Origin of the sequence: Humibacillus xanthopallidus (genome assembly GCF_006716675.1) — a bacterium.
Lineage (GTDB): Bacteria > Actinomycetota > Actinomycetes > Actinomycetales > Dermatophilaceae > Humibacillus > Humibacillus xanthopallidus_B.
This window is the reverse complement of record NZ_VFPM01000002.1, coordinates 99347-122922: the sequence shown is the minus strand read 5'-3', so window position 1 is coordinate 122922 and position 23576 is coordinate 99347. Positions and strand designations below refer to the sequence as shown.

The window sequence follows — 23576 nt, the reverse complement described above, 5'->3', positions numbered from 1 at the left end:
CGCATGTGACACGAAGGAGACAGTCATGGGCATCGGAGATCGTCGACGCGAGCGCCGCGAGGAGCGGCGGGGCGTCGGCAGGACCACCTACCGGATGAGGCAGAAGCTCGTCGCGATCGGCGACGACTACTGGATCGAGGACGAGCAGGGCCGCCGCGCCTTCAAGGTCAACGGCAAGGCCGTCCGCTTCCGCGACACCCTCGTCCTCGAGGACGCCGACGGCACCGAGCTGCTGAAGCTCCAGGAGCGCAAGCTGCACCTGCGAGACACGATGGTCATCGAGGACCCGTCAGGGCACAAGGTGGCGACCGTCAAGAAGGCGATGATCACCCCGCTGCGCGAGCGCTTCGACGTCGATGTCGAGGACGGCGAGGACATGGAGGTCAAGGGCAACATCGTCGACCACGAGTACCACATCACCCAGAACGGTGAGCAGGTCGCCGAGGTGTCGAAGAAGTGGTTCCGCGTTGCCGACACCTACGGTGTGGAGGTCGTGGACGGCTCGGACGCCGTGCTCCTGCTGGCGATCGCGGCCGTCATCGACAGCATGACGCACGACGTCGGATAGCCGACCGACCCCCAGCTCCCCGGCCGTCAGTGCGTATGCCGTCCCCGCCGCTCTCGTGTGAGCACACCCCAGCACGGGGCTGGCGCGGTCGGCCCCCTCCGACCGCGCCGACCTCCCCATCAGGCTGCGCCGACGACCTGGACCGTCAGGCTCCGGTTGCGGGCCAGCACCTGCCCGCCCGTGGAGCGCCACTCGACGTCGACGGTGTGGTACCCCGGTGCGACGTCGGTCCACGCGGCGTACGCGCGGGTGGCGTAGGTGGTGGAGTCGGTGAGGACGCAGGGGCCGGGGTTCATCACCTTGCCGTCGACGGTCACCCTGACCTCGAGGCGGGCGCCGGGCGCGGTGCGGGCCTCGCCGACGAACGTCGCCACCATCGTGCAGGGCGCCGTCGTGCGCAGGCTCCCGAGCCCCGGCACCAGCCGGGTGAAGGCCGTCGAGGTCGTCAGGTCCTCACGGGCGGCCGCTGCCATGTCGACCGTCAGGCTCTGGTGAGGCGGCTCGACCCGGTCGGTGGCCGTGAACGTCGCCGCGTTCGTGACGGTCGTCGCAGTCGCGACGACCGCCCCGCCGCCGCCCGCCTCGGCCTCGACGTAGCGGCCGTTGGCCGCCCGAAGTGCGAAGCTGCCGCCGGGGCGCAGCCACGGGCGCCGGCCGACGACGACGAGGGTGAACGTCTCCCACTCGCGCGGCCACGGACCGGCTGCGCTCACCTTCCCGCCGCCACCGCCCTCGGCCTGCAGGTAGTGGCCCGAGTCGGTGCGCACGTGCACGCGCGCCCCGTTCGTGAAGCCGCGTGCGGCGCGGTCGGCGGCCACGAGGTCGAAGGTCTCCCACTCGCGCGCCCACGGGCCGCGCGCCGACAGCGCAGCCCCTCCACCGCTGTCTGCCTGCAGGAAGTGCACCTTGGAGATCGTGCGGATCCCCGTCGTCAGCACCGCGTCGGAAGGCTCCGGGTGCAGGACGGCGACGAAGGTCTCCCACGGACCCATCACGTCACGGTTGGCCACGAGGATGCCGCCACCTGCACCTTCGGCGCACACGAACTTGCCGTTGGGGGCCTTGAGCCCGAAGCCCCCGAGGTGCCCGAGTGCCGACGGTTCGCCGGCTGGGGTGATGAGCGTGAATCGTGTTGAGGCAGTGGGCGTCTGGGCAGTGGCGACGAGCGCCCCGCCCGGGCCGTCGGCCGTCACGTACTGACCGTTCGCGGCGCGGAGCTGCACTGCGCTCCCCGCTGTCAGGTCCGCCCAGTCCCCGGCGGCGCTGCGCATCGTGAAGGTCTCCCACTCGCGCGGCCACGGGCCCCGCGCACTGACCTCGCCCCCGCCCCCGTTCGTTGCCTGTGCGTAGTAGCCGTTGGCCGTCTTGAGGTGCATCGCGACGGACATCATTCCTCCTCGAGTCGTGTCGTCGAGCCCGGCCGAGTGGCGGGCCCACCTCCACGCAACCGCCGTCTCGCGCTTCCGAACAGTGCCGGAAGTCCCGTTTCGGTCGATTTGTGATGGACGCCTCCCTGGGCGGCCCGTCACTCCCGCAGGTCGGCGCTCAGCAGCACGACGGAGTGCGCAGCCGCCCGGTAGGTGCTGCCCTCCACCGCCGGCGCGCTCCCCAGGGAGCAGATGTCGTCAGGGGCGTCGAGCCCCGTGTCCACGACCCGTCGCCACGGCAGCCGCGGGCTCACGACGGGAGGCAGCTCGAAGTCGAGCGGCTCCTCCCAGGCGTTGAGCAGCGCGTGCACCATCCGGGTGCCGATGACGCTGCGGATGGTGAGGGCCAGGGCGTGCGAGTCCGCCGACCAGTCCGGCTGGTGGAGGCGCACGCCGTGCAGCTCCACGACCGACCGCGCGAGGAACTCCTCGAGGGTCAGCCCGTGCCTCACCTGCGTCATGTCGAGGGCCAGCCGCACCTCGACCAGCCCCCGCACGAACCGCCGCAGGTCCGCCTGCCGCCCCGTGAGGTCCCAGTCGAGCCAGCTCGTCTCGTTGTCCTGGCAGAAGGCGTTGTTGTTGCCTCCCTGGGTGCGCCGGGCCTCGTCGCCCATGCCGATCATCGGCACCCCCATCGAGATCAGCGTGATCGCGAGGAGGTTCCGCACCTGCCGCGAGCGCAGGCGCTCCACCGCGGGGTCGTCGGACGGCCCCTCGACGCCGCAGTTCGCCGAGTACTCGGCGTCGGTGCCGTCGGTGTTGTGCAGCCCGTTGGCCTCGTTGTGCTTGCGGCTGTAGGAGACGAGGTCGGACACGGTGAAGCCGTCGTGGCACGCGACGAAGTTGATGCTGTGCTCGACCTCTGCCGGGCGCCCCCTGAAGAGGTCGGGGCTGGCGAGCACCCGGTTGGGCAGCAGTGGCACCGTGCCCGGGTCGCCGCGCACGAAGCGCCTGATGTCGTCGCGGAACTGCCCGTTCCACTCGCGCCAGCGCTCTCCGACGAACGAGCCGAGCTGATAGAGCCCGCCGCCGTCCCAGGCCTCCGCGATGAGCTTGGTGCCGGCGAGCACCGGGTCGCTCTCGATCTGGTAGATCACCGGCGGGTTGGCGAGCGGCGTGCCGTCCGTGTCACGCGACATGATCGAGGCGAGGTCGAAGCGGAAGCCGTCGACGTGCATGTGGTCGACCCAGTGGTGCAACGCGTCGATCGTCATGGCGCGGACGACGGCATGGTTGGCGTTGAGCGTGTTCCCGCAGCCCGTGTAGTCGCGGTAGCGCGACTGGTCCACCGCGTCGAGCAGGTAGTAGGCGCGGTTGTCGAGGCCGCGCCAGCAGAAGGTCGGTCCACCCGGACCCGCCTCGGCCGTGTGGTTGAAGACGACGTCGAGGATGACCTCGATGCCTGCGCGGTGCAGCTCCTTGACCATCGTGCGGAACTCGTCGAGCGCCGCCAGCGGGTCCCGCGTCGAGGCGTAGGCGGCGTGCGGCGCGAAGAACGACACCGGGCTGTAGCCCCAGTAGTTCGTCAGCCCCGGCGGCGCGTCCTGGGCGTCGAAGGCCTGCACCGGCATGAGCTCGACGGCCGTGACCCCGAGCGACAGCAGGTAGGGGATCCTCGCGACGAGGCCGGCATACGTCCCGGCGAGCCGACGCTCGACGCCGCTGTTGGGGTGCACGGTGAAGCCGCGGACGTGCAGCTCGTAGATGACGGTCCGTGAGAACGCTCGCCCCAGCGGGGTGTCCCCCTCCCAGTCGTATGCCGCGAGGTCGGCGACGACGCTCTTCATCGCCGTGCTCGGGTCACGTCCAGGACGGCAACCCGCTCCCCGGTCGTAGCGTTCGGGCACGACGACCGCGGCCCCGTACGGGTCGAGGAGCAGCGCCGACGGGTCGTGACGGAGCCCGGCCGACGGGTCGAAGGCACCGTGGACGCGCCACGCATAGACCTGACCCGGACCGACCCCCGGGACGAAGACGTGCCAGAACGAGGAGGTCCGGTTCTCTTGTGGTGCAAGGAGGATTGCGCGCGACGGGCGCGAGTCGTCGACGTCGTCGAAGAGGAGCAGGTCGACCTGGCTCGCCGTGCGCGACCACACCGAGAAGTTCGTGCCACCATCGGCGGGGTGGGCACCGAGCGGGTGCGGCCGCCCCGCCGTCGTCGCGGTGGTCGCAGTCGTCGCGGTGGTCGCCGAGCCAGCCCGGTCGAGCTCCATACCTGCATTCTCGTCGGGCCCGGGTAGTCGGGTCCTCGCGATGTGGCTCACGACGCGTGAGTCATCGGTCACCCGGACGCCACCCCGCCGCCGGCGACATCACGCAGATCCACGCTGCTCCCGCACCGGCAGGTCGATCGTGTGGGCTCCGCGCCGTGCCTTGGTCGACAGGTAGCGCGCGTTCGCGTCCGACAGGTGCACCCCGGTCGCCACGCGGCGCACGACGGTGATGCCGAGCCGCCGCAGCTGCTGCGCCTTGTCGGGGTTGTTGCTGAGCAGCGCGATCCGGCCGACCCCGAGCGCCCCGAGCATCTGGGCCGCGACGGTGTAGTCCCGCTCGTCCTCGCCGTAGCCCAGTGCGACGTTGGCCTCGTAGGTGTCGAGCCCGCGGTCCTGCAGCACGTAGGCGTCGAGCTTGGGATAGAGGCCGATCCCCCGCCCCTCCTGCCGGAGGTAGAGCAGGAACCCGCCCGAGGCATCGAGCAGCTCGACCGACTCACGCAGCTGCGCACCGCAGTCACACCGCCGGCTGCCGAAGACGTCACCGGTGAGGCACTCGCTGTGCAGCCGGGTCAACGTCGGAGCCGAACCTCGCGAGCCGATCCGCGCCCGGTCGCCGAACCCCAGGGCCAGGTGCTCGAGCCCGTCGGCCAGGCCGTCGAACGTCACGACCCGCGCGGTCGTCTCGAGACCCCCGGCAAACGCCACCGGCACCAGCACCTCCGTGCGGATCCGCGCAGCCCGCGGCGCACCGCCCACGCGGATCATGTGTCCGCCCCGAAGCGCGGCGACAACGCATACCGCAGGAGCACGACGTCGCCGATCTGGCGCACCTCCGCGAGCGTCGCGCGTCGCCCCGGGTGCCATGGGAACTGCCCCTCGCCGACGAAGCGGCACGCGCGCGCGTCACCGACGAAGAAGGGTGCGACGACGAGCTGGAGCTCGTCCGCGAGGTCGCACGTGAGGAGCTGGGTGTGCACGGTGCCTCCGCCCTCGACCATGAGCCGCCGCACTCCGCGCGCGCCGAGGTCGTCGCAGACCCGGCGCATCGTCACGGGCTCCCCCGCGTCGACGACAGCCGCTGCCGGTCCGAAGCGTCCCCGAGCCTGCTCGACCGCACCGCTTGGGCAGTAGACGACCTTCTCTGCACCGTCATCCGCGAAGAACCTTGCCGCACAGTCGATCTCGACCCGTTCCGTCACGGTCACCTTCATCGGAGACGGCGACAGGCCCAGGGCGACGCGGGCGGCACGGCGCTCGGGTGAGCGCACGAGCAGGCGGGGGTTGTCCTTGCGGATCGTGCCGGCTCCCACGAGGATCGCGTCGCTGGCGGCCCGCTCGGCATCGACCCGGTCGAAGTCGGCGTCGTTGGACAGGAGCAGGCGGGTGTCCGTGCCCGAGCTGAGGTAGCCGTCGATCGACATGCCGCAGCTGAGGAGGGTGTAGGGGCGGTCAGGCACGGGCGGCCTCCTGCTCGGCAAGAGCCGACGCGCCGAGAGCGCTTGCTCTGCGCGACCTGACGAGCAGCACCGCGCCCGGCAGGCACGCGACGAGCGACATGACGCCGTAGACGACGGCCGTCCCCACCCCCGCGGCCGCGCCGAGGCCTGCCGCGCCGAAGGCCCACGCCGCAGCCCCCTCGCGGGGTCCCCATCCGGCAACGTTGAGCGGCAACGACATGGCGACGAGGACGAGAAGTGCCAACGGGAGCAGGCGCGTGGACGACGCGGAGACGCCGGCGCTTCGGGCCGCGACGACGAAGGTCGCCACGTGCCCGGTGACGACCACACCCGACGCCGCCACCACCCCCGGCCAGGTATGCCGTCCGAGCACGCCCGCGCGCACGTCGCGCACGAGCGCCGACCCGATGCCACTCGGCAGCGCGAGCACGGGAACGCGCCACCGCCTCAGGAACACCACGGCGAGGGCGAACAGAACGAGAAGGCAACCCAGCAACGCCAAGGCAGAGGTCGTTGCGAGAGAGGGGGATCCGCCCATCGAACCTGGCACAACCGCTGCGCTCGCTCCATCCGCGGGGGCGGTCACCCCGGTCGGGTCCGAGGGCCGCAGCGCCGACGGGAGGGCGAGGAGGGCACCCATCGTCAGAGCCGCGAGCACGACCTGGCCCGCGGCGCGCTCCCAGAGCACGGATCGCAGCCCGCGGCCCACATCATCGGTGTCGTGCCCGTGGCCGAGGCCGCGCCGCACGTCGCCGATCACCCCGCCGGGCAGGGTCACGTTGAGGAACTGGGACCGGTAGCACTCGGCGACAGCGGTGCGCAGCGGCAGCTCGGCGCCGAGCCCCCGGGAGACGAGGACCCAGCGCCAGGCGCCGCTCACCGTCGTCACGACACCGATCGTCGCCGCGGCGAGCAGCGTCCACCCGTCGATGCGCCGCAGGCCGTCGACGAAGGGTGCGGCTCCGACCCGCCAGCCCAGCAGGCCGAGGATCGCGACACCGACGAGGGGCCGCACCCACCTTCGGTCGCGACGCATGCTCCTCCGCCCTTCTCCGCTCTGCTCCGAGGACCTCCGATGAGGACGACGTCCGGCGACGTCGCGTGGTTCAGCCACCCCGCACGTCATCCCTCACCTCACCCCTCACGTCGCTGAGCACTCGCGAGACGAGCTCTGCCGTGCGGTGCCAACCGGCGAGCCCTCGGCGACGCTCGAGCGCGCGGTTGCGCAGCCGGTCACGCAGAGCCGGGTCGGCGAGCCACGACCGGAGCGCCCCCGCGAGGGCCTCGACGTCTCCCGGGGGCACGAGGAGACCGGGACGGCCGTCAGCCGTGTCGCCCAGCGCCTCCGGCACCCCGCCGACGGAGGTCGCGACCACGGGGATCCCCCGGGCCAGGGCCTCGGTCACCACCATCCCGTAGGTCTCCGCGAGCGAGGGCAGCACGAGGAGGTCGGCGGCGGCATACGCCTGCTCGAGAGCAGCTCCGGCGAGCGGACCCACGAGCCGCACCCGGTCGGCGACGCCGACCCTCGCGAGGCGGTCACGCACCTCCGCGACGTGGCGCAGGTCGAGCGTCAGCGCCCCGGCAAGGACGCACGACCACGGCTGGTCGGCGACGAGGGCCAACGCCGCGACGAGGTCGAGGTGGCCCTTGGCCGGTGTCACCGCCGCGACGCACAGCAGCTCGCCGCCACTCGCCGTGCCGGGTGACACCGCCGCCTCGTCGACCCCCGGCGCGGCGACGTGCACCACCGACGGAGACAGCCCGTATGCCTCGAGCAGGGAACGTCGGGTCCAGTCACTCGTGGTCACGACCGCGCGCGCCGCGGCGAGCACGCGGCGCTCACCCGGGCCCGCCGCCGGGTCGGTCGACCCCAGCGCCAGGTGCACGAGGACGACGAGCCGCAGCCGGCCCGCGGCCGGCACCAGAACGCTGTCGGCACAGGAGGCGACGAGCCCGTCGACGAGCAGCAGGCCCCCCGAGGGCACCCCGGCCACGACGGTGGCCAGCCCTGCGAGCGCCGCGGCATCCGGCTGCGGCCACGCTCCCTCCACGCGGTGCTCGCGCACCGCCCAGCCCAGGTCAGCCAGCCCGGCCAGCACCCGGCGGTCATACGTGTTGCCCCCGCTCGGTCGGGTCGGGTCGTCGATCACCGCCGGCACGATGACGTCGAGGTCGGTCACAGGTCGCACTCGTAGGTCGCCCACGCGACGTGCGACTCGTGCAGCCGCACAGCCAGGCCGGTCGCCTGCCTCGCGGCGCCTCCGAGGTCGCCGGCACGCACCCTCTGGGCGACCCGCTCGGCGATGGTGCGCGCGAGCACCTCCGTCGTCGTGTTCGTGCCGGCGAAGGCCGGCTCGTCGTCGAGGTTGCGATAGCTGAGCTCGCCGACCACCTGGCGCACCTGGTCCGTCGCGAGACCGATGTCGACGAGGATGCCGTCACCGTCGAGCTCCGGCCCGCGGAGGGTCACGTCGACGACGAACGTCGCCCCGTGCAGCCGCTGCGCCGGCCCGAAGACCTCACCGGTGAAGCTGTGGGCGATCATCATGTGGTCGCGGACCGTCACGCTGAACATCGGGGCTCCGCTCGGTCGGGGTCAGTAGGCGATGGTGTGGCAGATGGCAGGCAGGGTCCCGGCGACGAGCTGCGGAAGCACCGCCGGCAGCTCCTCGAAGGCCGACTCACCGGTGAGCAACGAGTCGAACGCGGGGTCGCGCAGCAGGTCGACGGCGAGGGCCAACCGCTGCGCATGCGTGTAACGCGAACGGCGCACTGCTGCAACGGAACCCACTTGGCTGGCTCTGATTCCCAGCCGCCTCGAGTGGAAGGAGCCCCCCAGAGCCAGCTCGACCCGCGAGTCGCCGTACCAGCTGAGCTCGAGCACCGTCCCCTCGTCCGCCAGCAGGTCGAGTGACAGCTGCAGGCCGTCGCCCGTGGCGCTCGTGTGCACGACGAGATCGTGACCCCCGAGGCCGCCGGCCGAGCCGCCCTGCAGCTCCTCCGGCAGCGCGAAGCCCACTCCCAGCCGACCGGCGACCTCCACCCGCGTCGGGTCGACGTCGACGAGCGTGACCGCCACGCCGGGCACCCGTGAGAGCAGCCGCGCGACGCAGCACCCGACCATGCCTGCTCCGACGACGGCGACACGGTCACCGATGAGCGGCGGCGCGTCCCAGACCGCGTTGACGGCCGTCTCCACGGTGCCGGCGAGCACGGCGCGCCGCACCGGCACCTCATCGGGCACGACGGTCACGGCCTCGACCGGCACGACGTAGCCCGTCTGGTGCGGGTGGAGACAGAACACGGTGCGCCCCACCAGCGCGGGCGGCCCCTCCTCGACGACTCCGACGCTGAGGTAGCCGTACTTCACCGGCGCCGGGAAGTCGCCCTCCTGGTGGGGAGCCTGCATCGCGGCATACTGGTCGGCCGGGACGGCTCCGCGGAAGACGAGGGTCTCGGTGCCCCGGCTGATGCCCGAGTGGAGGGCGCGCACGCGCACCTCGCCCGCACCGGGAGCGGGCAGCGCGGCGCCCCGGATCTCGCCCCTGCCGGGCTCGACCACCCAGAACGCCCGCGCGTCGGTGGACACGTGACCACACTAGGGCGGTCGGTGAACTCCGTCAGGGGCGTCGTCGTCCTTTCGTGCAAACCCCCGTTCGATGAGGTGGAGGAGTGTGGCCCAGGTGACTGCTCCCGTGCTCCCTCCCGGCCCCCTCGTCGGCCTCGCCGCGGTGGTGGCCCTGCTCGAGACGCTGGACCGGGTCGCCGGGCTCGGCCAGCGCGGCTGGGTCGTCGGGCTCGTCTGCGGTGTCGCGCTGGCAGCGTTGCTGTCCCGCGGCCTCACTCGCGCGTCACGCCGCACCCTCGGGCCCGCCGACCGGGTGACCCTGGCGCGCGCCGTGCTCGTCTGCGGGGTGGCTGGACTCACGGCCGACGCCGCGCTCTCGGCGGGGTCCCCGGTGGTCCTGCTCGTGGCCCTCTCGTCGGTGGCCCTCACCCTCGATGCCGTCGACGGGGCCGTCGCCCGCCGCACCGGCACCGTGAGCGCGCTCGGGGCGCGCTTCGACATGGAGACCGACGCGTTCCTCATCCTCGTGCTGAGCCTGCACGTCTCGCGCGACCTCGGCTCGTGGGTCCTCGCCATCGGCCTGGCTCGCTACGCCCTGCTGCTCGTCGCCGTGGCCGCGCGGTGGGCGCCGTGGCTGCGGGAGCAGGTGGCGCCGCGGCGCTGGCGCAAGGTCGTCGCGGCCTACCAGGGCATCGTCCTCACCGTGGCCACCGCCGATGCCCTTCCCCCCGCCGTCGCCGGCGCGGCGGTGGGCGCCGGGCTCGTCCTGCTCCTCGTGTCGTTCGGCACCGAGGTCGTCGCGCTGAGACAGCAGTCCGCAGTCGCGCGGCGCCACCTCACGACGGGGTATGCCGTCCCGCCCGGGCCGCTGGACGACGCCGTCCCACAGGCCGCACCGTGACGCCGCCCGCTCCGAGAGGGGTCGCGGCGCGGCGCGCGGCCGGCTCCGTCGTCACCGCGCTGGCCCTGCTGCTCCTCTGGGTCGCCCTCGTGGCGCCGCGGCCCGTGCTCGGCTGGTCGGCGACCCCACTGGCCCTGCTGCGGATCCCCGCCGAGGGCATCCTGCTCGTCGCCGCGCTCCTCCTGCTGCGTGGAGCTGCCCGACGCTGGCTCGAGGTCGTCGCGGGGCTGGTCCTCGGAATCCTCCTCCTCGTGCGCCTCCTCGACGCGGCCTTCCTCACGACGCTCTACCGGCCGTTCAACCCGATCACCGACTGGCGCTACGTCGGGTCGGCGAAGGACCTCGTCGGCGACTCGGTCGGGTCCAGCACCGCAGTGCTCGCCGTCGTGGGCGCGGCCCTCCTCGTCGTCGGTCTGCTCGTCGCCATGCCGCTCGCGCTGCGTCAGCTGGGTCGGCTCCTCGACCGCCACCCCTCGGGCGCGCTGCGCTCGGTCGTCGGCGCCGCGGTCGTCTGGCTCGTCTGCCTCTCCGTCGGCGTCGGCGTCACGAGCGACCTGCCGGTGGCGTCGTCGAGCACCGCCGGGCTGGCCGTCCACGAGGTCACGTCGGTGCGAGACGGTCTCCACGACCGCGCCGTCTTCGCCGGGCAGATCCCGATCGACCCGTTCCTCGACACCCCACCGGCGGACCTCCTGACGGCCCTCCGCGGCAAGGACGTCGTCATCGTCTTCGTCGAGAGCTACGGCAAGGTGGCTGTCACCCAGAGCCGCGACGTGGCCACCGCACTCGATGCCGGCACGAAAAGCCTTGTCAGCGCAGGCTACTCGACCCGCAGCGCGTGGCTCACCTCCCCCACCTTCGGCGGCGTCAGCTGGCTCGCCCACTCGACGCTGCAGTCAGGGCTCTGGGTCGACAGCCAGCAGCGCTACGACCAGCTCCTCGACGCCGAGCCCGGTGGCACGAAGCGGCTCACCCTCGCCCGCGCCTTCGCCGAGGCGGGGTGGCACACGGTCGACGTCATCCCGGCGAACCGCCGCGACTGGCCCGAGGGGATCGCCTTCTACGGCTACGACCGCGTCTACGACGCCCGCACCCTCGGCTACGCCGGCCCCGGCTGGGGCTACGCCCCGATGCCCGACCAGTACACCCTGTCGGCCTTCGACCGGCTCGAGCTCGCTCACCCGGCCACGGGCTCCCGACGACCGGTCATGGCCGAGATCGACCTCGTCACGAGCCACGTGCCGTGGGCGCCTCTGCCGCGCCTCGTCGACTGGGCCCAGGTCGGCAACGGCTCCGTCTTCGAGGCGCAGGCGGGCACGGCGACGCCACGTGACGCCGTCTGGAGCAGCCCGGCCGGCGTCCGCGCCGCCTACGGCCAGTCGGTCGCGTACTCGATCGACAGCGTCGTGTCCTTCCTGCGCGGCACGCGCGACGACAACCTCGTCGTCGTCATGCTCGGCGACCACCAGCCGATCACCCTCGTCTCCGGTGACAACGCGAGCCACGACGTCCCCGTGTCCGTCATCTCGCGGGACCCCGCGGTGCTCGAGCGCATCCACGCCTGGGACTGGCAGAGCGGCCTGCGACCGGGGAGCGCGGCGCCGGTGTGGCCGATGGACCGCTTCCGCGACCGGTTCCTCACGGCATACGGCCCCCAGGGCGGGTGAGCCCGCTCGAGTTGCGCGCTGCCGGTGAACCGGCGGCAACGCCGACGCGTCTTCTCACGTGAGGGAGTCCAACACCGCGGCGCCACCCGGACGTCGCGGCGCGACCCGGAGGGCAGGAGAGTCCCCATGAGACTCCGAATCGTTGGTGCGGTGGCGTTGCTCGTCTCCGCCGGCGTGCATCTCTACCTGTGGTTCGACGGGGTGCGTCACCAGAGCGTCGGCCCGATGTTCCTCGTCAACGTCGTGGCCGGCGTCGTCATCGCCGTGCTCCTGGTGCGCTGGGAGCACTGGGTGCCGGCCTTCCTCACCCTGGGCTTCGGGGTGGCCACCCTCGGGGCGTTCACGATCGCCTCGACGGTCGGGCTGCTCGGCGTGCACACCGTGTGGGCCGGCGGCTCCGTGTGGACGGCTGCCATCGCCGAGGTCGTGTGCATCGTCGTCGGCGCGGCCCTCCTCGTGCAAGGACGCGCCGCCCTGCCGGGGATGGCACACCCGCACAGCCGGCACGCAGCCTGAGATCTCGCCCGCGACCCCGGGGTCGGCGCGACGTCACTCCTAGCGTCTAAGAGGCGTCCAGGAGGCGTCCAGGAGGCGTCCAGGAGGCGTCTAGGAGGACGGACAGGCGTCCGTGCCCTGGTGCTCGACATCGGAGAGCGACTGCATCATCTGCACCTTGTAGGCCGTCAGAGGAAGGGCTCCCAGGTGGGCCTTCGCGCGCTCGAGGTGCGCTGCGGCCGCTTCGCACTGCCCGAGCGACTTCTCCATGCCCGCCCACACCCACTCGGTGTAGACGTCGGCCGCCGCGGCGACGCTCGGCTCCGCCGCGGCATACGCCTCCAGGGCCCTCGACATCGCCGTCCGTGCCTGCCCGAGCTCCCCGGTGGCGAAGGAGAGAGCACCCTTGGCCCGCCACAGGGCCGCGAGGGAGCTGGGGTCGTTGTCGCGAGCCAGGCCGGCATCGAGCACGGTCCCGGCCCGGGCGTAGTCGCCCGTCTGCACCAGGGCCTGGCCGACAGCGAAGTACTCCGCCCCGGTCACGAGGTCCGGTATGCGCGCGATGACGTCGGAGGCCTGCAGTGCGAGCACGGCGTTCTCCGTCGTGACCATCCCGCTCAACGTGTTCAGCGTGTCGGTGTCACCGGCATACTTCGCCTGAAGCTCGGCGTTGTCCTTCGGCAGCGACGTGAGCCGCTGGATGAGCTGCGAGAGCTCGACCCGGGCAGCAGCGGCGTCCCGCTCGCCCGCGCGCTGCTCGCCGAACCACGTGGCCATCATCGAGAACGCCAGTGCCAGCCCCGCGATGAGCACCGATGCCTGCCGGTACCACGGTCGTTCGTTCGCGGCGCGCGCGGCGCGCGCCGCCTCCAGAGCCGCGACCCGTGGGGCCAACCCCCCGTCGCTCGCAGATGGCGCCGGGGCCTCGGACGGGTCGGGGTCACGCCGGGCGGAGACGTCACTGGTCATGGCAGCACCACGAGCGCCGCGCACATGGGCGCGCCCGCCTCGGTGGCGATGGGCCCGACCTCGTCGGCGAGCGCCGTCTGACGCTCCTGGATCGCCGTCAGCTCCTCGCTGAACGTCGGGTGCTGGGCGTAGATGCTGGCGGCCCGCTTGCTCAGGTCCCTCGTCTCCTCCATCACCGTGACGAGGTCGTCGAGGGCCGGGGCGGATCCGAGCTGGGCGAGCGCAGCGTCGAGGAGTCCGGCGTGCCACACCTCGAAGAGGGCCATCTCGTCGTCCATGTCTCCGGACTCCGCGTGAGGCGCGGCGCCGCGGCCCAGGTAGACGGCCTCGCAGACGGACTGCGCCGCTACCGCCGGCTCGGGCGGAACCGGCTCAGGCTCCGTCGTGGTCGGTTCCGTCGTCGTCGGTTCTGGCGAGGTCGACGACGTCACCTCAGAGGTGGAGGACGTCGGCGGAGTCGGTGTTGGAGGATCTTGAGCCGAGCCGCAGCCCGCCAGCGCAACCGCCACCGTGAGCACGAGCGGGCCGATCCTTCGACAGAGGGCTCCCGACGTGCAGCCGACCATGGTTCCCACCCCTAGCGAGTCTCGATGCTGACGTGTTCCGTCAGTTCCACGCTAGAAACCCCTCGAGGCACCGGGCAGGGCCGAAAGTCCCCAGACCATGTCAAACGTCTTGAAGCATCTCGGAACGGATTATCGAGACCTCACGCGAGCGCGCGGCGCCTCTCGAGGTAGCCCATGACGGGCGTGGCGAGCACGCCGTGCACGACGACCGAGACGACGATGGCGAAGGCGACCGTCGACCAGAGCCACCGCTCCTCGGGGAAGTACTCGTGCCCTGCGGCATACGCGAGGTAGTAGAGCGAACCCACGCCGCGCACGCCGAAGAACGCCGCGGCGAGCGCTTCCTTGCGGGCGAGCCCGCCCGGCAGGTCGGGCGAGCGAGGACGCAGCCGCAGGCTGAGGACGCCGGCAACGGGACGGATGAGGAAGACGAGCGCGAGGGCCACGAGCACGCCGCGCCAGTCGAGGGCGCCGAGCAGGCCGTTGGTGACGCCCATGCCGAGCAGCAGCAGGATGATGAGCGTCAGGAGGCGCTCGAGGCGCTGCACGACGTCGTGCATCGAGCGGTGGTACTCGTGCCCCCGCTCGGCGGCCCGGAGGGTGAGCCCGCACGCGAAGACCCCGAGGAAGCCGTAGCCGTGCGCCACCTGGACGAGGCCGTAGGCCATGACGAGGGCCGCGATCGCGAGCAGCGGCTCCCCCTGCTCGGCGAGGCGCAGCGTGGGCTGCTTCGAGCGGAAGGCGACGCGTCCGAGCAACCAGCCGAGCGCAGTGCCGAGGACGACGGCGATGAGAACCTTGCCGACGAGGTCCCAGGCGAGCCAGCCCACCCACGAGCCGAACGACGTCGCGGTGCCCGCGGCGATGAGCAGCGACGCCCCGACGAAGGGGAAGGCGAGACCGTCGTTGAGGCCGGCCTCGGAGGTGAGCGCGAAGCGCACGTCGTCCTCCTCGTCGACCGCCTCGGCCTCCTCCTCGTCGACGTCACCCTCGGCCGGCGCAGCAGCGTCGGAGGGCGGGCCCTCACCGTCGCCCTCGGCCTTGGGCTCGGCAGGGCCCACGTGCGGACCGCCGACCTGCACGTCGCCCGCGAGCACGGGGTCGGTGGGCGCGAGTGCGGCCCCGAGCAGCAGCGCCGCCGCGGGTGCGAGGCCGAGGCCCCAGCCGAGCAGTGCCACGCCGGCGATGGTGATGGGCATGCCGATGGCGAGCAGCCGCCACGTCGGTGACCAGCGTGCCCAGCTCGCGCGGTCGCGCAACCGCAGCGGGCGGTCGATCGCGAGGCCCACGCCCATGAGCGCGACGAGCACGGCGAGCTCGGTGATCCGCTCGATCTGGGGGCCGATCGCGACCGGGTCGAGGTCGAGCCCCTCGGGCAGGGGCAGCAGGCCCACCACGACGCCGACGACGAGCAGCACCATGGCGGCCGACACGGCATACCGCTCGAGGACCCCGGGGAGGACGGCCGCGAGCAGGAGCGCGACGCCGAGCAGGAGGTAGATGAGGTCGATCGACAGGGTGGGTCCTTCCAGAGGGGTGCCGCGTGCACCTACCCAGCACGGGCAGGGCGGTCACGGCGGACGCGGCCGCAGACCCGACTCACGCCGGACCCGTGGTGCTGGCCAGCGCCGGCGCCCCGCCCCCCTCGCGGCACCGTCGCCAATGTCCGAGGCCAAGACTAGGGTCTGGCAGGGAGAGCGAAAGGGGTGCTCGTGGCCAGCGAGGACGACACGGCGACGCTGGACCTCGGCCGGGTGGCCGAGCGGTTCCGCGACATCGGCGACCACCTGCGCAAGATGACCCACCGCGACCCCCTGGAGGCGGTCGCCCGGATGGCCGTCGAGCTCATCGACCGCGCCGAGTGGGCCAGCGTCACGCGCCTCGCGGAGGGCGAGTTCTCGACGGTTGCCCTCACCGACGACAAGGCCTGCGAGGCCGACGCCATCCAGTACTCCGTCGGCTCGGGCCCGTGCATCGACGCGATCATCGACAACGCCGTCTACCGGCCGAGCGACCTGCGCCACTGCACGACGTGGCCGGAGTTCGGCCGCCGGGTCTCGCAGGAGCTCGGGGTCGAGAGCATGCTCTCCTACCGCCTCCTCAAGGAGACCGACGACGAGTCCATCCACGGCCTCAACATCTACTCACGGGCCCGTGCCGCGTTCGACGACGACGACGTGCTCGTCGGTCTCATGATCGCCACCCACGGCGCTCTCGCGGCCCAGTCGGCGGTCGACGCGCGCCAGATCGAGAACCTCCAGAAGGCCCTCGTCAGCAACCGCGAGATCGGCACCGCGATGGGCGTGCTCATGACCCGCCACCACGTCACCCGCGAGCAGGCCTTCGACCTGCTGCGCATGGCGAGCCAGAACTCCAACCGCAAGCTGCGCGACGTGGCGCTCGACGTCGCCGAGACCGGTGAGCTGCCGCTGTCCGCCCGCGGTGGCGGGCGGCGCGACGCGCGCAGCAGCGCAGGCCGGGAGGGGCAGGGTGACCATGGCGGCCACGACGAGGACCGCCGCGAGGCCTAAGCCCGTCGCGCGCCGATCGGGTACGGCCCGCACGTGAGCGAACTGCGACCCCGCCTCGTCGACACCCACGTGCCGGACCGGCCGCAGGGCCTCGTGCTCGTCCTCCACGGTGGGGCCGCGCGTCGCGAGCGGATGCCGGTGAGCGCGGCCCAGCTCTCGGTCCTGCGCATGGTGCCCGTGGCCGCCAGGGTCGCCCGCACCGCGCCGGCCCTCGTCGTGCAGCGCCTCCTCAACACTTCGCGGGGCTGGGACTCCCGCGCCACCCCGGTCGACGACGTGCGGTGGGCGCTGACCCGGGTGGCCGAGCGCTTCGGCCCCGACCTTCCCGTATGCCTCGTGGGCCACTCGCTCGGTGGGCGGGCTGCCCTGCTGGCGGGCTCCCACCCGGCCGTGCGTGCCGTCGTCGCGCTCGCACCGTGGCTCTATCCGACCGACGGCGCGACAGACCTGTCAGGACGCGACGTGCTCGTCGTGCACGGTGACCGCGACCGGATCGCCCGACCCGAGATCGCCGAGCAGGTGGCGCGGCAGCTCGCCACGCGGGCCCGGGTGGCTCATGTGACCGTCATCGGCGGCACGCACTCGATGCTGCGCCACATCGCGACGTTCGACGGGCTCGCTGCCGACTTCGCCGCCGCGACCCTGCTCGGGACGGCGGGCACGGGGCTGGTGGGCCGCGCCCTCGCAGGCGAGCAGTGGCTCAGCACCGAGCCCGCGGCCCGCTGACCCGGCGCCCGATATCAGATCGCTCCCGGACGACTCCGATGGCGCCACGTGGGTAGGCCACAGGTGAGGCGCCGTCCGGCTCCAACAGCGCGGGTCGGGCGGTGTCGCCCATGCAGACCCCGTCGGGAAGTGAGCACTCGACTGACGAGCTGGTCGAGTGCTCAGTTTCCGACAGGGACACACCGTCGGGAAGTGAGCACTCGACTCACGGGCTGGTCGAGTGCTCAGTTTCCCAGCGGGGAGCAGGGCTCAGGAGGCGCGTCGGTCGGATGTCGCGTCGTCGGCGAGGTCGACGCGCAGGCGTGCCACGAGACGCCGCAGCGCGCGCGACACCTGCATCTGGCTGATCCCGAGCCGCAGCCCGATCTCGCGCTGGGTCAGCTCGTCGACGTAGCGAAGGGCGAGCAGCGACCGCTCCTGCTCGTCGAGCCCCGCGAGAGCCTCCCCCAGGCACACGCGGTCGTCGACCCTGGCCAGCGACTCGTCGTCGTCGCCGAGCAGGTGGGCGACCGAGCCCGACTCGTCGTCGGTCGTGCCGGCATCGAGCGAGGTCGGGTGGAAGCTGCTCGCCGCCGCCACCGCCTCCTTGACCGCGGCGCGGCTCACGCCCAGCGCCCGCGCCACCTCGGCGTCGCTCGGGCTGTGACCGGACTCCTGCTCGAGGCGGTTGCGGCACGACTGCACCTGCACCCGCATCTCCTGCAGGCGCCGTGGCGGGCGCACCATCCACCCGCGGTCGCGGAAGTGCCGCTTGAGCTCGCCCGAGATGGTCGGCACCGCGAACGCCGCGAACGACGGCCCCTGCCCGGGCACGTAGCGGTCGATCGCCTTGACGAGCGCCAGACGGGCGACCTGCTCGAGGTCGTCGTGCTCGATGCCGCGCCCGTCGTAGCGGGAGGCCATCGACCCGCAGAGGTCGAGGTAGAGCAGGACGAGCCGCTCGAGGACCGCGGCCCTCGCACGTCCGTCGGGGGCCTCGGCGAGGGCGGCGAACAGCCCGTCGGTCTCCGCGTCGCGCTCGGCGTGCAGGGCCGCGGTCGCGGACTCGGCTCCCGCAGTCGTCGCGCCGGTGGCGATCTCAGGGGCGGTTTCGGGGCCGGTGGTCTGGGGGGTTGCAGTCGCAACCACACGCACTGGTGCCATGACTCATCTCCGGTGATCGGTGACGGAGTCGGCACTGTGGTTGAACCGCTCAGATCTTCGACCCTGCCACGGGGCCGGGGATGACGCAAGACCTCGTGTCGAGGGTCGCGGTGTTGGCAATGCCCGCCGGACGCGCGCTGCGGGCGACCCGGAGAGCACGCCGGACGGCATACAGCCGGGGCCCGTATGCCGTCCGGTGGGGGACGCGAAGGACGCCGGCTACCCGAGGTGGCCGCGCACGGAGGCGTGGCCCTTGAGCAGGTTGCGGGCGATGGTGCGGCGCTGGATCTCGTCGGTGCCCTCGTAGATGCGCAGCAGGCGCAGCTCGCGGTACCACCGCTCGATCGGCAGCTCGCGGGTGTAGCCCATGCCGCCGTGCATCTGGAGCACGCGGTCGACGATCTCGTTGGCCTTGACGCCACCGAAGAGCTTGGCCATCGACTGGGACTGTCGCGAGTCGATGCCGTTGTCGACCTGCCAGGCAGCGGTGAGCACGAGCCACCGCAGCGCCTCGATCTCCACGGCCGAGTCGGCCACCATCCACTGGATCGCCTGGCGCTCGGCGATGGGCTGGCCGAAGGTGACGCGGTTGCGCGCCCACTCCATGCCCATCTCGACGAGGCGCTCGCACGAGCCGATCGCGTTGGCGGGCAGCATGTAGCGGCCCTTGCCGATCCACCGCATCGCGAGCTCGAAGCCGCGCCCCTCCTCGCCGAGGATCGCAGAGTGCGGCACGCGGACGTCGTCGAAGACGAGGGCGGCCGGGCCCCACTCGCCCATCGTGTCGATCGGCGTGCTCGTCCAGCCGCGGTCCCGGTCGACGAGGAAGCACGTGACGCCACCGTCGGCGCCCTTCTCCTTGTCGGTCACGGCGAAGACCATGACGAAGTCGGCCTCGTTGCCGCCGGTGATGAAGGTCTTCTCGCCGTTGATGACCCACTCGTCACCCTCGCGGCGGGCGCTCGTGCGGATGGCCCGGGCGTCCGAGCCGGCGCCGGGCTCGGTGATGGCGAAGCACGACTTCTTGTCGCCGTTGATCGTCGGCACGAGGTAGCGCTCCTGCTGCTCCTCGGTCGCGCTGAAGAGGATGTTGTCGGCCTCGCCGGCGAAGCGGAACGGCACGAAGGTGCGCCCGAGCTCGACCTGGATGAGCGCCGACATGACGGCTCCGAGGCCCATGCCGCCGTGGCTCTCCGGCGTCTGGATGCCGAAGAAGCCGGCCGCCTTCGCCTTGTCCTGCAACGCCGTCAGCTCGTCCGGGGTGACTCCGCGCTCGCCGCGGCGCTCGCGGGTGAGCACCTGCTGCTCGAGCGGCATGAGCTCCTTGGTGACGAACGTGCGCACCCAGTCGCGGATGTCGCGTTCCTCGGCCGACAGGTTGAGGTCCATCTCAGCTCTTCTCTTTCGTGGCGGCCACGGCGGCCGGGGTGGCGTGCTTGCGCAGCTCGGCCTTGGCCAGTGCGTTCTTGTGCACCTCGTCGGGCCCGTCGGCGAAGCGCAGCGTGCGGACGCCGGCGAAGGCGATGGCGAGCTCGGTGTCCTGGCTGAGGCCCGCGGCGCCGTGCGTCTGGATCGCCTTGTCGAGAATCCACTCGACGGTCCTCGGGGTCGCGATCTTGATCGCCTGGATCTCGGTGTGCGCGCCCTTGTTGCCGACGGTGTCCATGAGCCAGGCCGTCTTGAGCACGAGCAGGCGCAGCTGCTCGACCCGCACCCGCGACTCGGCGATCCAGTCGCGCACGACACCCTGCTCGGCGAGGGGGCGGCCGAAGGCGACGCGCTCGGAGGCGCGGCGGCACATCGCCTCGATCGCCACCTCCGCCAGGCCGATCGAGCGCATGCAGTGGTGGATGCGCCCGGGCCCGAGCCGAGCCTGGGCGATGGCGAAGCCGGTGCCCTCCTCGCCGATGAGGTTGCGCGCCGGCACGCGCACGTCGGTGAAGCGCAGCTCCGCGTGGCCGCCGTGGTCGTGGTCGTCGTAGCCGAAGACCTCCATGCCCCGCACGATCTCGACCCCTGGGGCGTCTCGGGGCACGAGGATCATCGACTGCTGGCGGTGGCGGTCGGCGGTCGGGTCGGTCTTGCCCATGACGATGAAGATCGAGCACTCGGGGTTCATCGCCCCGGTGATCCACCACTTGCGGCCGTTGATGACGTAGTCGTCGCCGTCGCGCACGATGCTCGTGCCGATGTTGGTGGCGTCGCTGCTCGCGACATCGGGCTCGGTCATGGCGAAGGCCGAGCGGATCTCGCCGCGCAGCAAGGGCTTCAGCCACTGCTCCTGCTGCTCCGGGCTGCCGAACTGCGCGAGCACCTCCATGTTGCCGGTGTCAGGAGCGGCGCAGTTGAGCACCGCCGGCGCGAGCCGGATGCAGCGCCCGGTGATCTCGGCGAGGGGGGCGTACTGCAGGTTGGTCAGCCCCGCCCCGTGCTCGCCGGGCAGGAAGGCGTTCCAGAGACCCCGGTCGCGCGCCTCCCGACGCAGGTCCTGGAGCACCGGTGCCGTGCTCCAGGCCCAGGAGTCGGGCATCGCCGTCACCTGCTCGTCGAAGGTCGCGAGCGAGGGCACGATCCGCTCGTCCATGAAGCCGAGGAGAGCCTGGCGCAGCTCCTCGGTGCGGGCGTCGAATCCGAAGTCCATCAGTCCTCCTCGAGTGCGCGCAGACCGGCGGCGACGAGCGGGCCGGTGGCCTGCCCGATGGACTCGAAGCCCGCGCCGACGGTCTGGCCCTGGGTGTAGCGGTAGTGGATCCCCTCGAGGATCACGGCGAGCTTGAAGTAGGCGAGCCCGAGGTGGAACGACAGGCTCGAGAGGTCGCGTCCGCTCGCAGCGCCGTAGCGCTCGAGCAGCACTGCCGACGTGGGGAAGCCGGGCGCGAGAGCGACGTCGGAGACGGCATTGGTCTGCATCATCCGCGGCAACGACTGGTAGGCGGCGAGCAGGGCGACATCGGTCAGCGGGTCGCCGATCGTCGCCATCTCCCAGTCGAGCACGGCCGTCACCTCGTCGCGGCCGTCGCGCTCGAGGACGAGGAGGTTGTCGAGCCGGTAGTCACCGTGCACGACGGCCGGTGGCCCCTGCTCGGGCACCGAGGCCGCGAGCCGGGCGTGCAGCTCGTCGATGCCGGCCAGCTCTCGGCTCCGCGAGGCGTCGAGCTGCTGCTTCCAGCGCCGCACCTGTCGCTCGAGGAAGCCCTCGGGGCGGCCGAAGTCGCCGAGCCCCACAGCCACCGGGTCGACGGCGTGGAGCGCGACGAGGGTGTCGACCATCCTGTCGGCGATCGCCCGAGTTCGGCTGGGGCCCAAGGGCTCCAACTCGCTGGCGAGGCGATACGGCGTGCCCTCGACGCGCTCCATGACGTAGAACGGCGCGCCGATGACCTCGTCACCCGGGCACACGGCATACGTCTCGGGGACGGGGACCGCGGTGTCGTGCAGAGCCGTGATGACGCGGTGCTCACGCACCATGTCGTGGGCCGTGGCGAGCACGTGGCCGAGCGGCGGACGCCGCACGATGACCGTGCGCCGCCCGTCGCCGACCTCGTAGGTGAGGTTGGACTTGCCGCCGGCGATGACGCGCCCCGAGATCGGGCCGGAGAGCAGTCCCGGCGCCTCCCGCTCGAGGAAGTCGCCGAGCCGGCCCAGGGGCAGGCCAGGAGGGTCCTGGGGGGTCGCGCTGTCGTCGGGGAGGTCTGCCACGTCAGGCTTTCGGGCCGCCAGCGACATAGATGACCTGGCCGGAGACGAAGCCCGCCTCGTCGCTGGCGAGGAAGGAGGCCGTGGCGGCGATGTCCTCCGGCTGGCCGACGCGGGCGACGGGGATCTCCTTGGCCGCGCCCTCGAGGAACTGCTCGAAGGTGATGCCCATGCGCTCGGCCGTCTGGCGCGTCATGTCGGTCGCGATGAAGCCCGGGGCGATCGCGTTGGCCGTGACGCCGAACTTGCCGAGCTCGATGGCGAGGGTCTTCGTGAAGCCCTGCAGGCCGGCCTTGGCGGCCGAGTAGTTCGCCTGGCCGCGGTTGCCGAGGGCCGACGTCGAGCTGAGGTTGACGATGCGGCCGAACTTCGCGTCGATCATGTGCTTCTGGGTGGCGCGCGTCATGAGGAAGGAGCCGCGCAGGTGGACGTTCATCACGGCGTCCCAGTCGTCGACGCTCATCTTGAAGAGCATGTTGTCGCGGATGATGCCCGCGTTGTTGACGAGAACGGTCGGCGCGCCCAGCTCGGTGGCGACGCGCTCGACGGCACCGGCGACACCTTCTTCGTCGGACACGTCGACGCCGACGGCAAGACCCTTGCCGCCTGCGGCCTCGATCTCCGAAACGACTGCGGCGCAAGCGGACTCGTCGAGGTCGAGGACGGCGACGGCATACCCGTCGGAGGCGAGGCGCTTCGCCACTGCGGCACCGATGCCGCGGGCGGCTCCGGTGACGATGGCCGTGCGCTGCGTGCTGGCGGGACGGGGCTGGTCGGTCATGCGTTCTCCTTGGCGGGGGTGTGCTGGCTGTCGAGCTTCTGCTGGAGCCGGTTCATGCCGGCGAGCCAGGCGTCGGGGTGGGCCGCGCGCTGCGCGTAGTAGTCGCGCACCTCGGGGTGCGGCAGGACGAGGAAGTCATCTCCTGCGAGCGCAGCCCAGACGGCGTCGGCGACCTCGTCGGGAGTCACCGTGGCGTCGCGGGTGAGCAGGCCCTGCAGGGGCCCCGACTCCTCGAGCATCCTCGTCTGCACGCCCTGGGGGCAGATCGCCTGGACGACGATGCCGCGGTGGCGGTAGGTCGCGCTCAGCCACTCGGCGAAGGCGACGGCCCCGTGCTTGCTGACGGAGTAGGGGGCATCGCCCAGCATCGTGAGCAGGCCGGCCGCCGAGGCCGTGACGACGAGACGGCCGCCGCCGGCGTCGAGCCAGCGCGGCACGAGGTGACGGGCCGCGCGCACGTGGGCCATGACGTTGGTGTCGAGCGCCCTCGCCCACTGGGCGTCGGAAGCCTCGAGGCCCTGGAGGGTGCCGATGCCGGCGTTGGCGAAGAAGGCGTCGACGTGACCGAGGTGGCCGTATGCCGTGTCGACGAGGTGACGCACGCCTGAATCGGTCGAGGTGTCGCCCGGCACCGCGAGGGCGCCGAGCTCGGCTGCCGCGTCGCCCAGTGCGTCCGCGTCGAGGTCGGCGACGACGACCGACCAGCCCTCACGGGTCAGCCGGGCGGCGATGGCGCGGCCGATCCCCCGGGCGGCCCCGGTGACGACGGCGGTGTCGGCCATGACGATGCTCTCCTTGCTACTGCTCGGAAACGCGTGACTAAGCGCTTGCTTACCTTGACGACTCGGGCGGCCCACGTCAA

At 72.2% G+C, this 23576-nt stretch carries 23 protein-coding genes; 6 read left to right on the top strand and 17 right to left on the bottom strand.

Annotated elements, in window-relative coordinates; translation table 11 throughout:
* Positions 1 to 25: 25 nt before the first annotated feature.
* Positions 26 to 568, top strand: a complete 543-nt coding sequence (locus FBY41_RS08475; RefSeq protein ID WP_141843480.1) for an LURP-one-related/scramblase family protein — start codon at positions 26 to 28, stop codon at positions 566 to 568.
* A 119-nt stretch (positions 569 to 687) separates the two neighbouring features.
* Here FBY41_RS08475 and FBY41_RS08470 read toward each other — a convergent pair whose 3' ends face one another.
* From FBY41_RS08470 to FBY41_RS08435, 8 genes are all read right to left on the bottom strand, one after another.
* Positions 688 to 1956 (bottom strand): fascin domain-containing protein, encoded by a 1269-nt coding sequence (locus FBY41_RS08470; RefSeq protein ID WP_185748977.1) that lies wholly within the window; start codon positions 1954 to 1956, stop codon positions 688 to 690.
* A 137-nt stretch (positions 1957 to 2093) separates the two neighbouring features.
* Positions 2094 to 4208 carry a glycogen debranching protein GlgX gene (gene glgX, locus FBY41_RS08465; protein ID WP_141843476.1) on the bottom strand — a complete coding sequence of 705 codons (2115 nt, stop codon included), beginning with the start codon at positions 4206 to 4208 and terminating at the stop codon, positions 2094 to 2096.
* A 99-nt stretch (positions 4209 to 4307) separates the two neighbouring features.
* The gene (locus tag FBY41_RS08460) at positions 4308 to 4976 is read right to left on the bottom strand and encodes a GTP cyclohydrolase II (RefSeq protein WP_141843474.1); all 669 of its coding nucleotides are present in this window, start codon (positions 4974 to 4976) and stop codon (positions 4308 to 4310) included.
* Positions 4973 to 5668 carry a RibD family protein gene (locus FBY41_RS08455; RefSeq protein ID WP_141843472.1) on the bottom strand — a complete coding sequence of 232 codons (696 nt, stop codon included), beginning with the start codon at positions 5666 to 5668 and terminating at the stop codon, positions 4973 to 4975. Before FBY41_RS08455 ends, FBY41_RS08460 begins: the two co-directional genes overlap by 4 nt.
* Positions 5661 to 6704 (bottom strand): lysylphosphatidylglycerol synthase transmembrane domain-containing protein, encoded by a 1044-nt coding sequence (locus FBY41_RS08450; RefSeq protein ID WP_141843470.1) that lies wholly within the window; start codon positions 6702 to 6704, stop codon positions 5661 to 5663. Before FBY41_RS08450 ends, FBY41_RS08455 begins: the two co-directional genes overlap by 8 nt.
* Before the next feature lie 70 nt (positions 6705 to 6774).
* The gene (locus FBY41_RS08445) at positions 6775 to 7851 is read right to left on the bottom strand and encodes a glycosyltransferase family 4 protein (RefSeq protein ID WP_141843468.1); all 1077 of its coding nucleotides are present in this window, start codon (positions 7849 to 7851) and stop codon (positions 6775 to 6777) included.
* Positions 7848 to 8246, bottom strand: a complete 399-nt coding sequence (locus FBY41_RS08440; RefSeq protein ID WP_141843466.1) for a 6-pyruvoyl trahydropterin synthase family protein — start codon at positions 8244 to 8246, stop codon at positions 7848 to 7850. Before FBY41_RS08440 ends, FBY41_RS08445 begins: the two co-directional genes overlap by 4 nt.
* Positions 8247 to 8267: 21 nt before the next feature.
* On the bottom strand, positions 8268 to 9260 hold the full coding sequence (locus tag FBY41_RS08435; protein WP_141843465.1) for a zinc-dependent alcohol dehydrogenase: 993 nt from the start codon (positions 9258 to 9260) through the stop codon (positions 8268 to 8270).
* A 94-nt stretch (positions 9261 to 9354) separates the two neighbouring features.
* Between FBY41_RS08435 and FBY41_RS23585 the strand changes: the two genes are divergently transcribed.
* From FBY41_RS23585 to FBY41_RS08425, 3 genes are all read left to right on the top strand, one after another.
* Positions 9355 to 10140, top strand: a complete 786-nt coding sequence (locus FBY41_RS23585) for a CDP-alcohol phosphatidyltransferase family protein (protein ID WP_260439657.1) — start codon at positions 9355 to 9357, stop codon at positions 10138 to 10140.
* The gene (locus FBY41_RS08430; protein WP_221629243.1) at positions 10137 to 11807 is read left to right on the top strand and encodes a CDP-alcohol phosphatidyltransferase; all 1671 of its coding nucleotides are present in this window, start codon (positions 10137 to 10139) and stop codon (positions 11805 to 11807) included. The genes FBY41_RS23585 and FBY41_RS08430 overlap by 4 nt, the downstream gene beginning before the upstream one ends.
* Before the next feature lie 126 nt (positions 11808 to 11933).
* Positions 11934 to 12323 carry a hypothetical protein gene (locus tag FBY41_RS08425; protein ID WP_260439656.1) on the top strand — a complete coding sequence of 130 codons (390 nt, stop codon included), beginning with the start codon at positions 11934 to 11936 and terminating at the stop codon, positions 12321 to 12323.
* Positions 12324 to 12413: 90 nt separating this feature from the next.
* On the opposite strand, the gene FBY41_RS08420 is transcribed toward FBY41_RS08425, so the two are convergent.
* The 3 genes from FBY41_RS08420 to FBY41_RS08410 form a co-directional block, all read right to left on the bottom strand.
* Positions 12414 to 13271, bottom strand: coding sequence for a hypothetical protein (locus FBY41_RS08420; RefSeq protein ID WP_141843463.1), 858 nt, complete (start codon positions 13269 to 13271; stop codon positions 12414 to 12416).
* Entirely contained in the window at positions 13268 to 13549 is a 282-nt protein-coding gene (locus FBY41_RS23365; RefSeq protein ID WP_185748976.1) for a hypothetical protein, read from the bottom strand. Before FBY41_RS23365 ends, FBY41_RS08420 begins: the two co-directional genes overlap by 4 nt.
* 428 nt (positions 13550 to 13977) lie before the next feature.
* Positions 13978 to 15270 (bottom strand): cation:proton antiporter domain-containing protein, encoded by a 1293-nt coding sequence (locus FBY41_RS08410; RefSeq protein ID WP_375869864.1) that lies wholly within the window; start codon positions 15268 to 15270, stop codon positions 13978 to 13980.
* Positions 15271 to 15549: 279 nt separating this feature from the next.
* On the opposite strand from FBY41_RS08410, the gene FBY41_RS08405 reads away from it, so the two are divergent.
* Together FBY41_RS08405 and FBY41_RS08400 are read left to right on the top strand one after the other, a co-directional pair.
* The gene (locus FBY41_RS08405) at positions 15550 to 16368 is read left to right on the top strand and encodes an ANTAR domain-containing protein (protein ID WP_260439655.1); all 819 of its coding nucleotides are present in this window, start codon (positions 15550 to 15552) and stop codon (positions 16366 to 16368) included.
* Between the two features lie 33 nt (positions 16369 to 16401).
* Positions 16402 to 17094 (top strand): alpha/beta hydrolase, encoded by a 693-nt coding sequence (locus tag FBY41_RS08400; RefSeq protein ID WP_260439653.1) that lies wholly within the window; start codon positions 16402 to 16404, stop codon positions 17092 to 17094.
* 249 nt (positions 17095 to 17343) lie between these two features.
* Here FBY41_RS08400 and FBY41_RS08395 read toward each other — a convergent pair whose 3' ends face one another.
* From FBY41_RS08395 to FBY41_RS08370, 6 genes are all read right to left on the bottom strand, one after another.
* Complete coding sequence (locus tag FBY41_RS08395; protein ID WP_141843457.1) at positions 17344 to 18237, bottom strand: sigma-70 family RNA polymerase sigma factor; 894 nt, start codon at positions 18235 to 18237, stop codon at positions 17344 to 17346.
* Positions 18238 to 18456: 219 nt separating this feature from the next.
* A complete protein-coding gene (locus FBY41_RS08390) occupies positions 18457 to 19626 on the bottom strand; it encodes an acyl-CoA dehydrogenase family protein (protein ID WP_141843455.1) in 1170 nt (389 codons plus the stop codon).
* A 1-nt stretch (position 19627) separates the two neighbouring features.
* Positions 19628 to 20878 (bottom strand): acyl-CoA dehydrogenase family protein, encoded by a 1251-nt coding sequence (locus FBY41_RS08385; RefSeq protein ID WP_141843453.1) that lies wholly within the window; start codon positions 20876 to 20878, stop codon positions 19628 to 19630.
* Positions 20878 to 21936, bottom strand: a complete 1059-nt coding sequence (locus tag FBY41_RS08380) for a phosphotransferase family protein (RefSeq protein ID WP_260439652.1) — start codon at positions 21934 to 21936, stop codon at positions 20878 to 20880. The genes FBY41_RS08385 and FBY41_RS08380 overlap by 1 nt, the downstream gene beginning before the upstream one ends.
* Before the next feature lies 1 nt (position 21937).
* Positions 21938 to 22714: a 3-oxoacyl-ACP reductase FabG gene (gene fabG, locus FBY41_RS08375; RefSeq protein ID WP_141843449.1), complete on the bottom strand. Its 777-nt coding sequence runs from the start codon at positions 22712 to 22714 to the stop codon at positions 21938 to 21940.
* On the bottom strand, positions 22711 to 23496 hold the full coding sequence (locus tag FBY41_RS08370; protein WP_141843447.1) for an SDR family oxidoreductase: 786 nt from the start codon (positions 23494 to 23496) through the stop codon (positions 22711 to 22713). The genes fabG and FBY41_RS08370 overlap by 4 nt, the downstream gene beginning before the upstream one ends.
* Positions 23497 to 23576 lie beyond the last annotated feature (80 nt).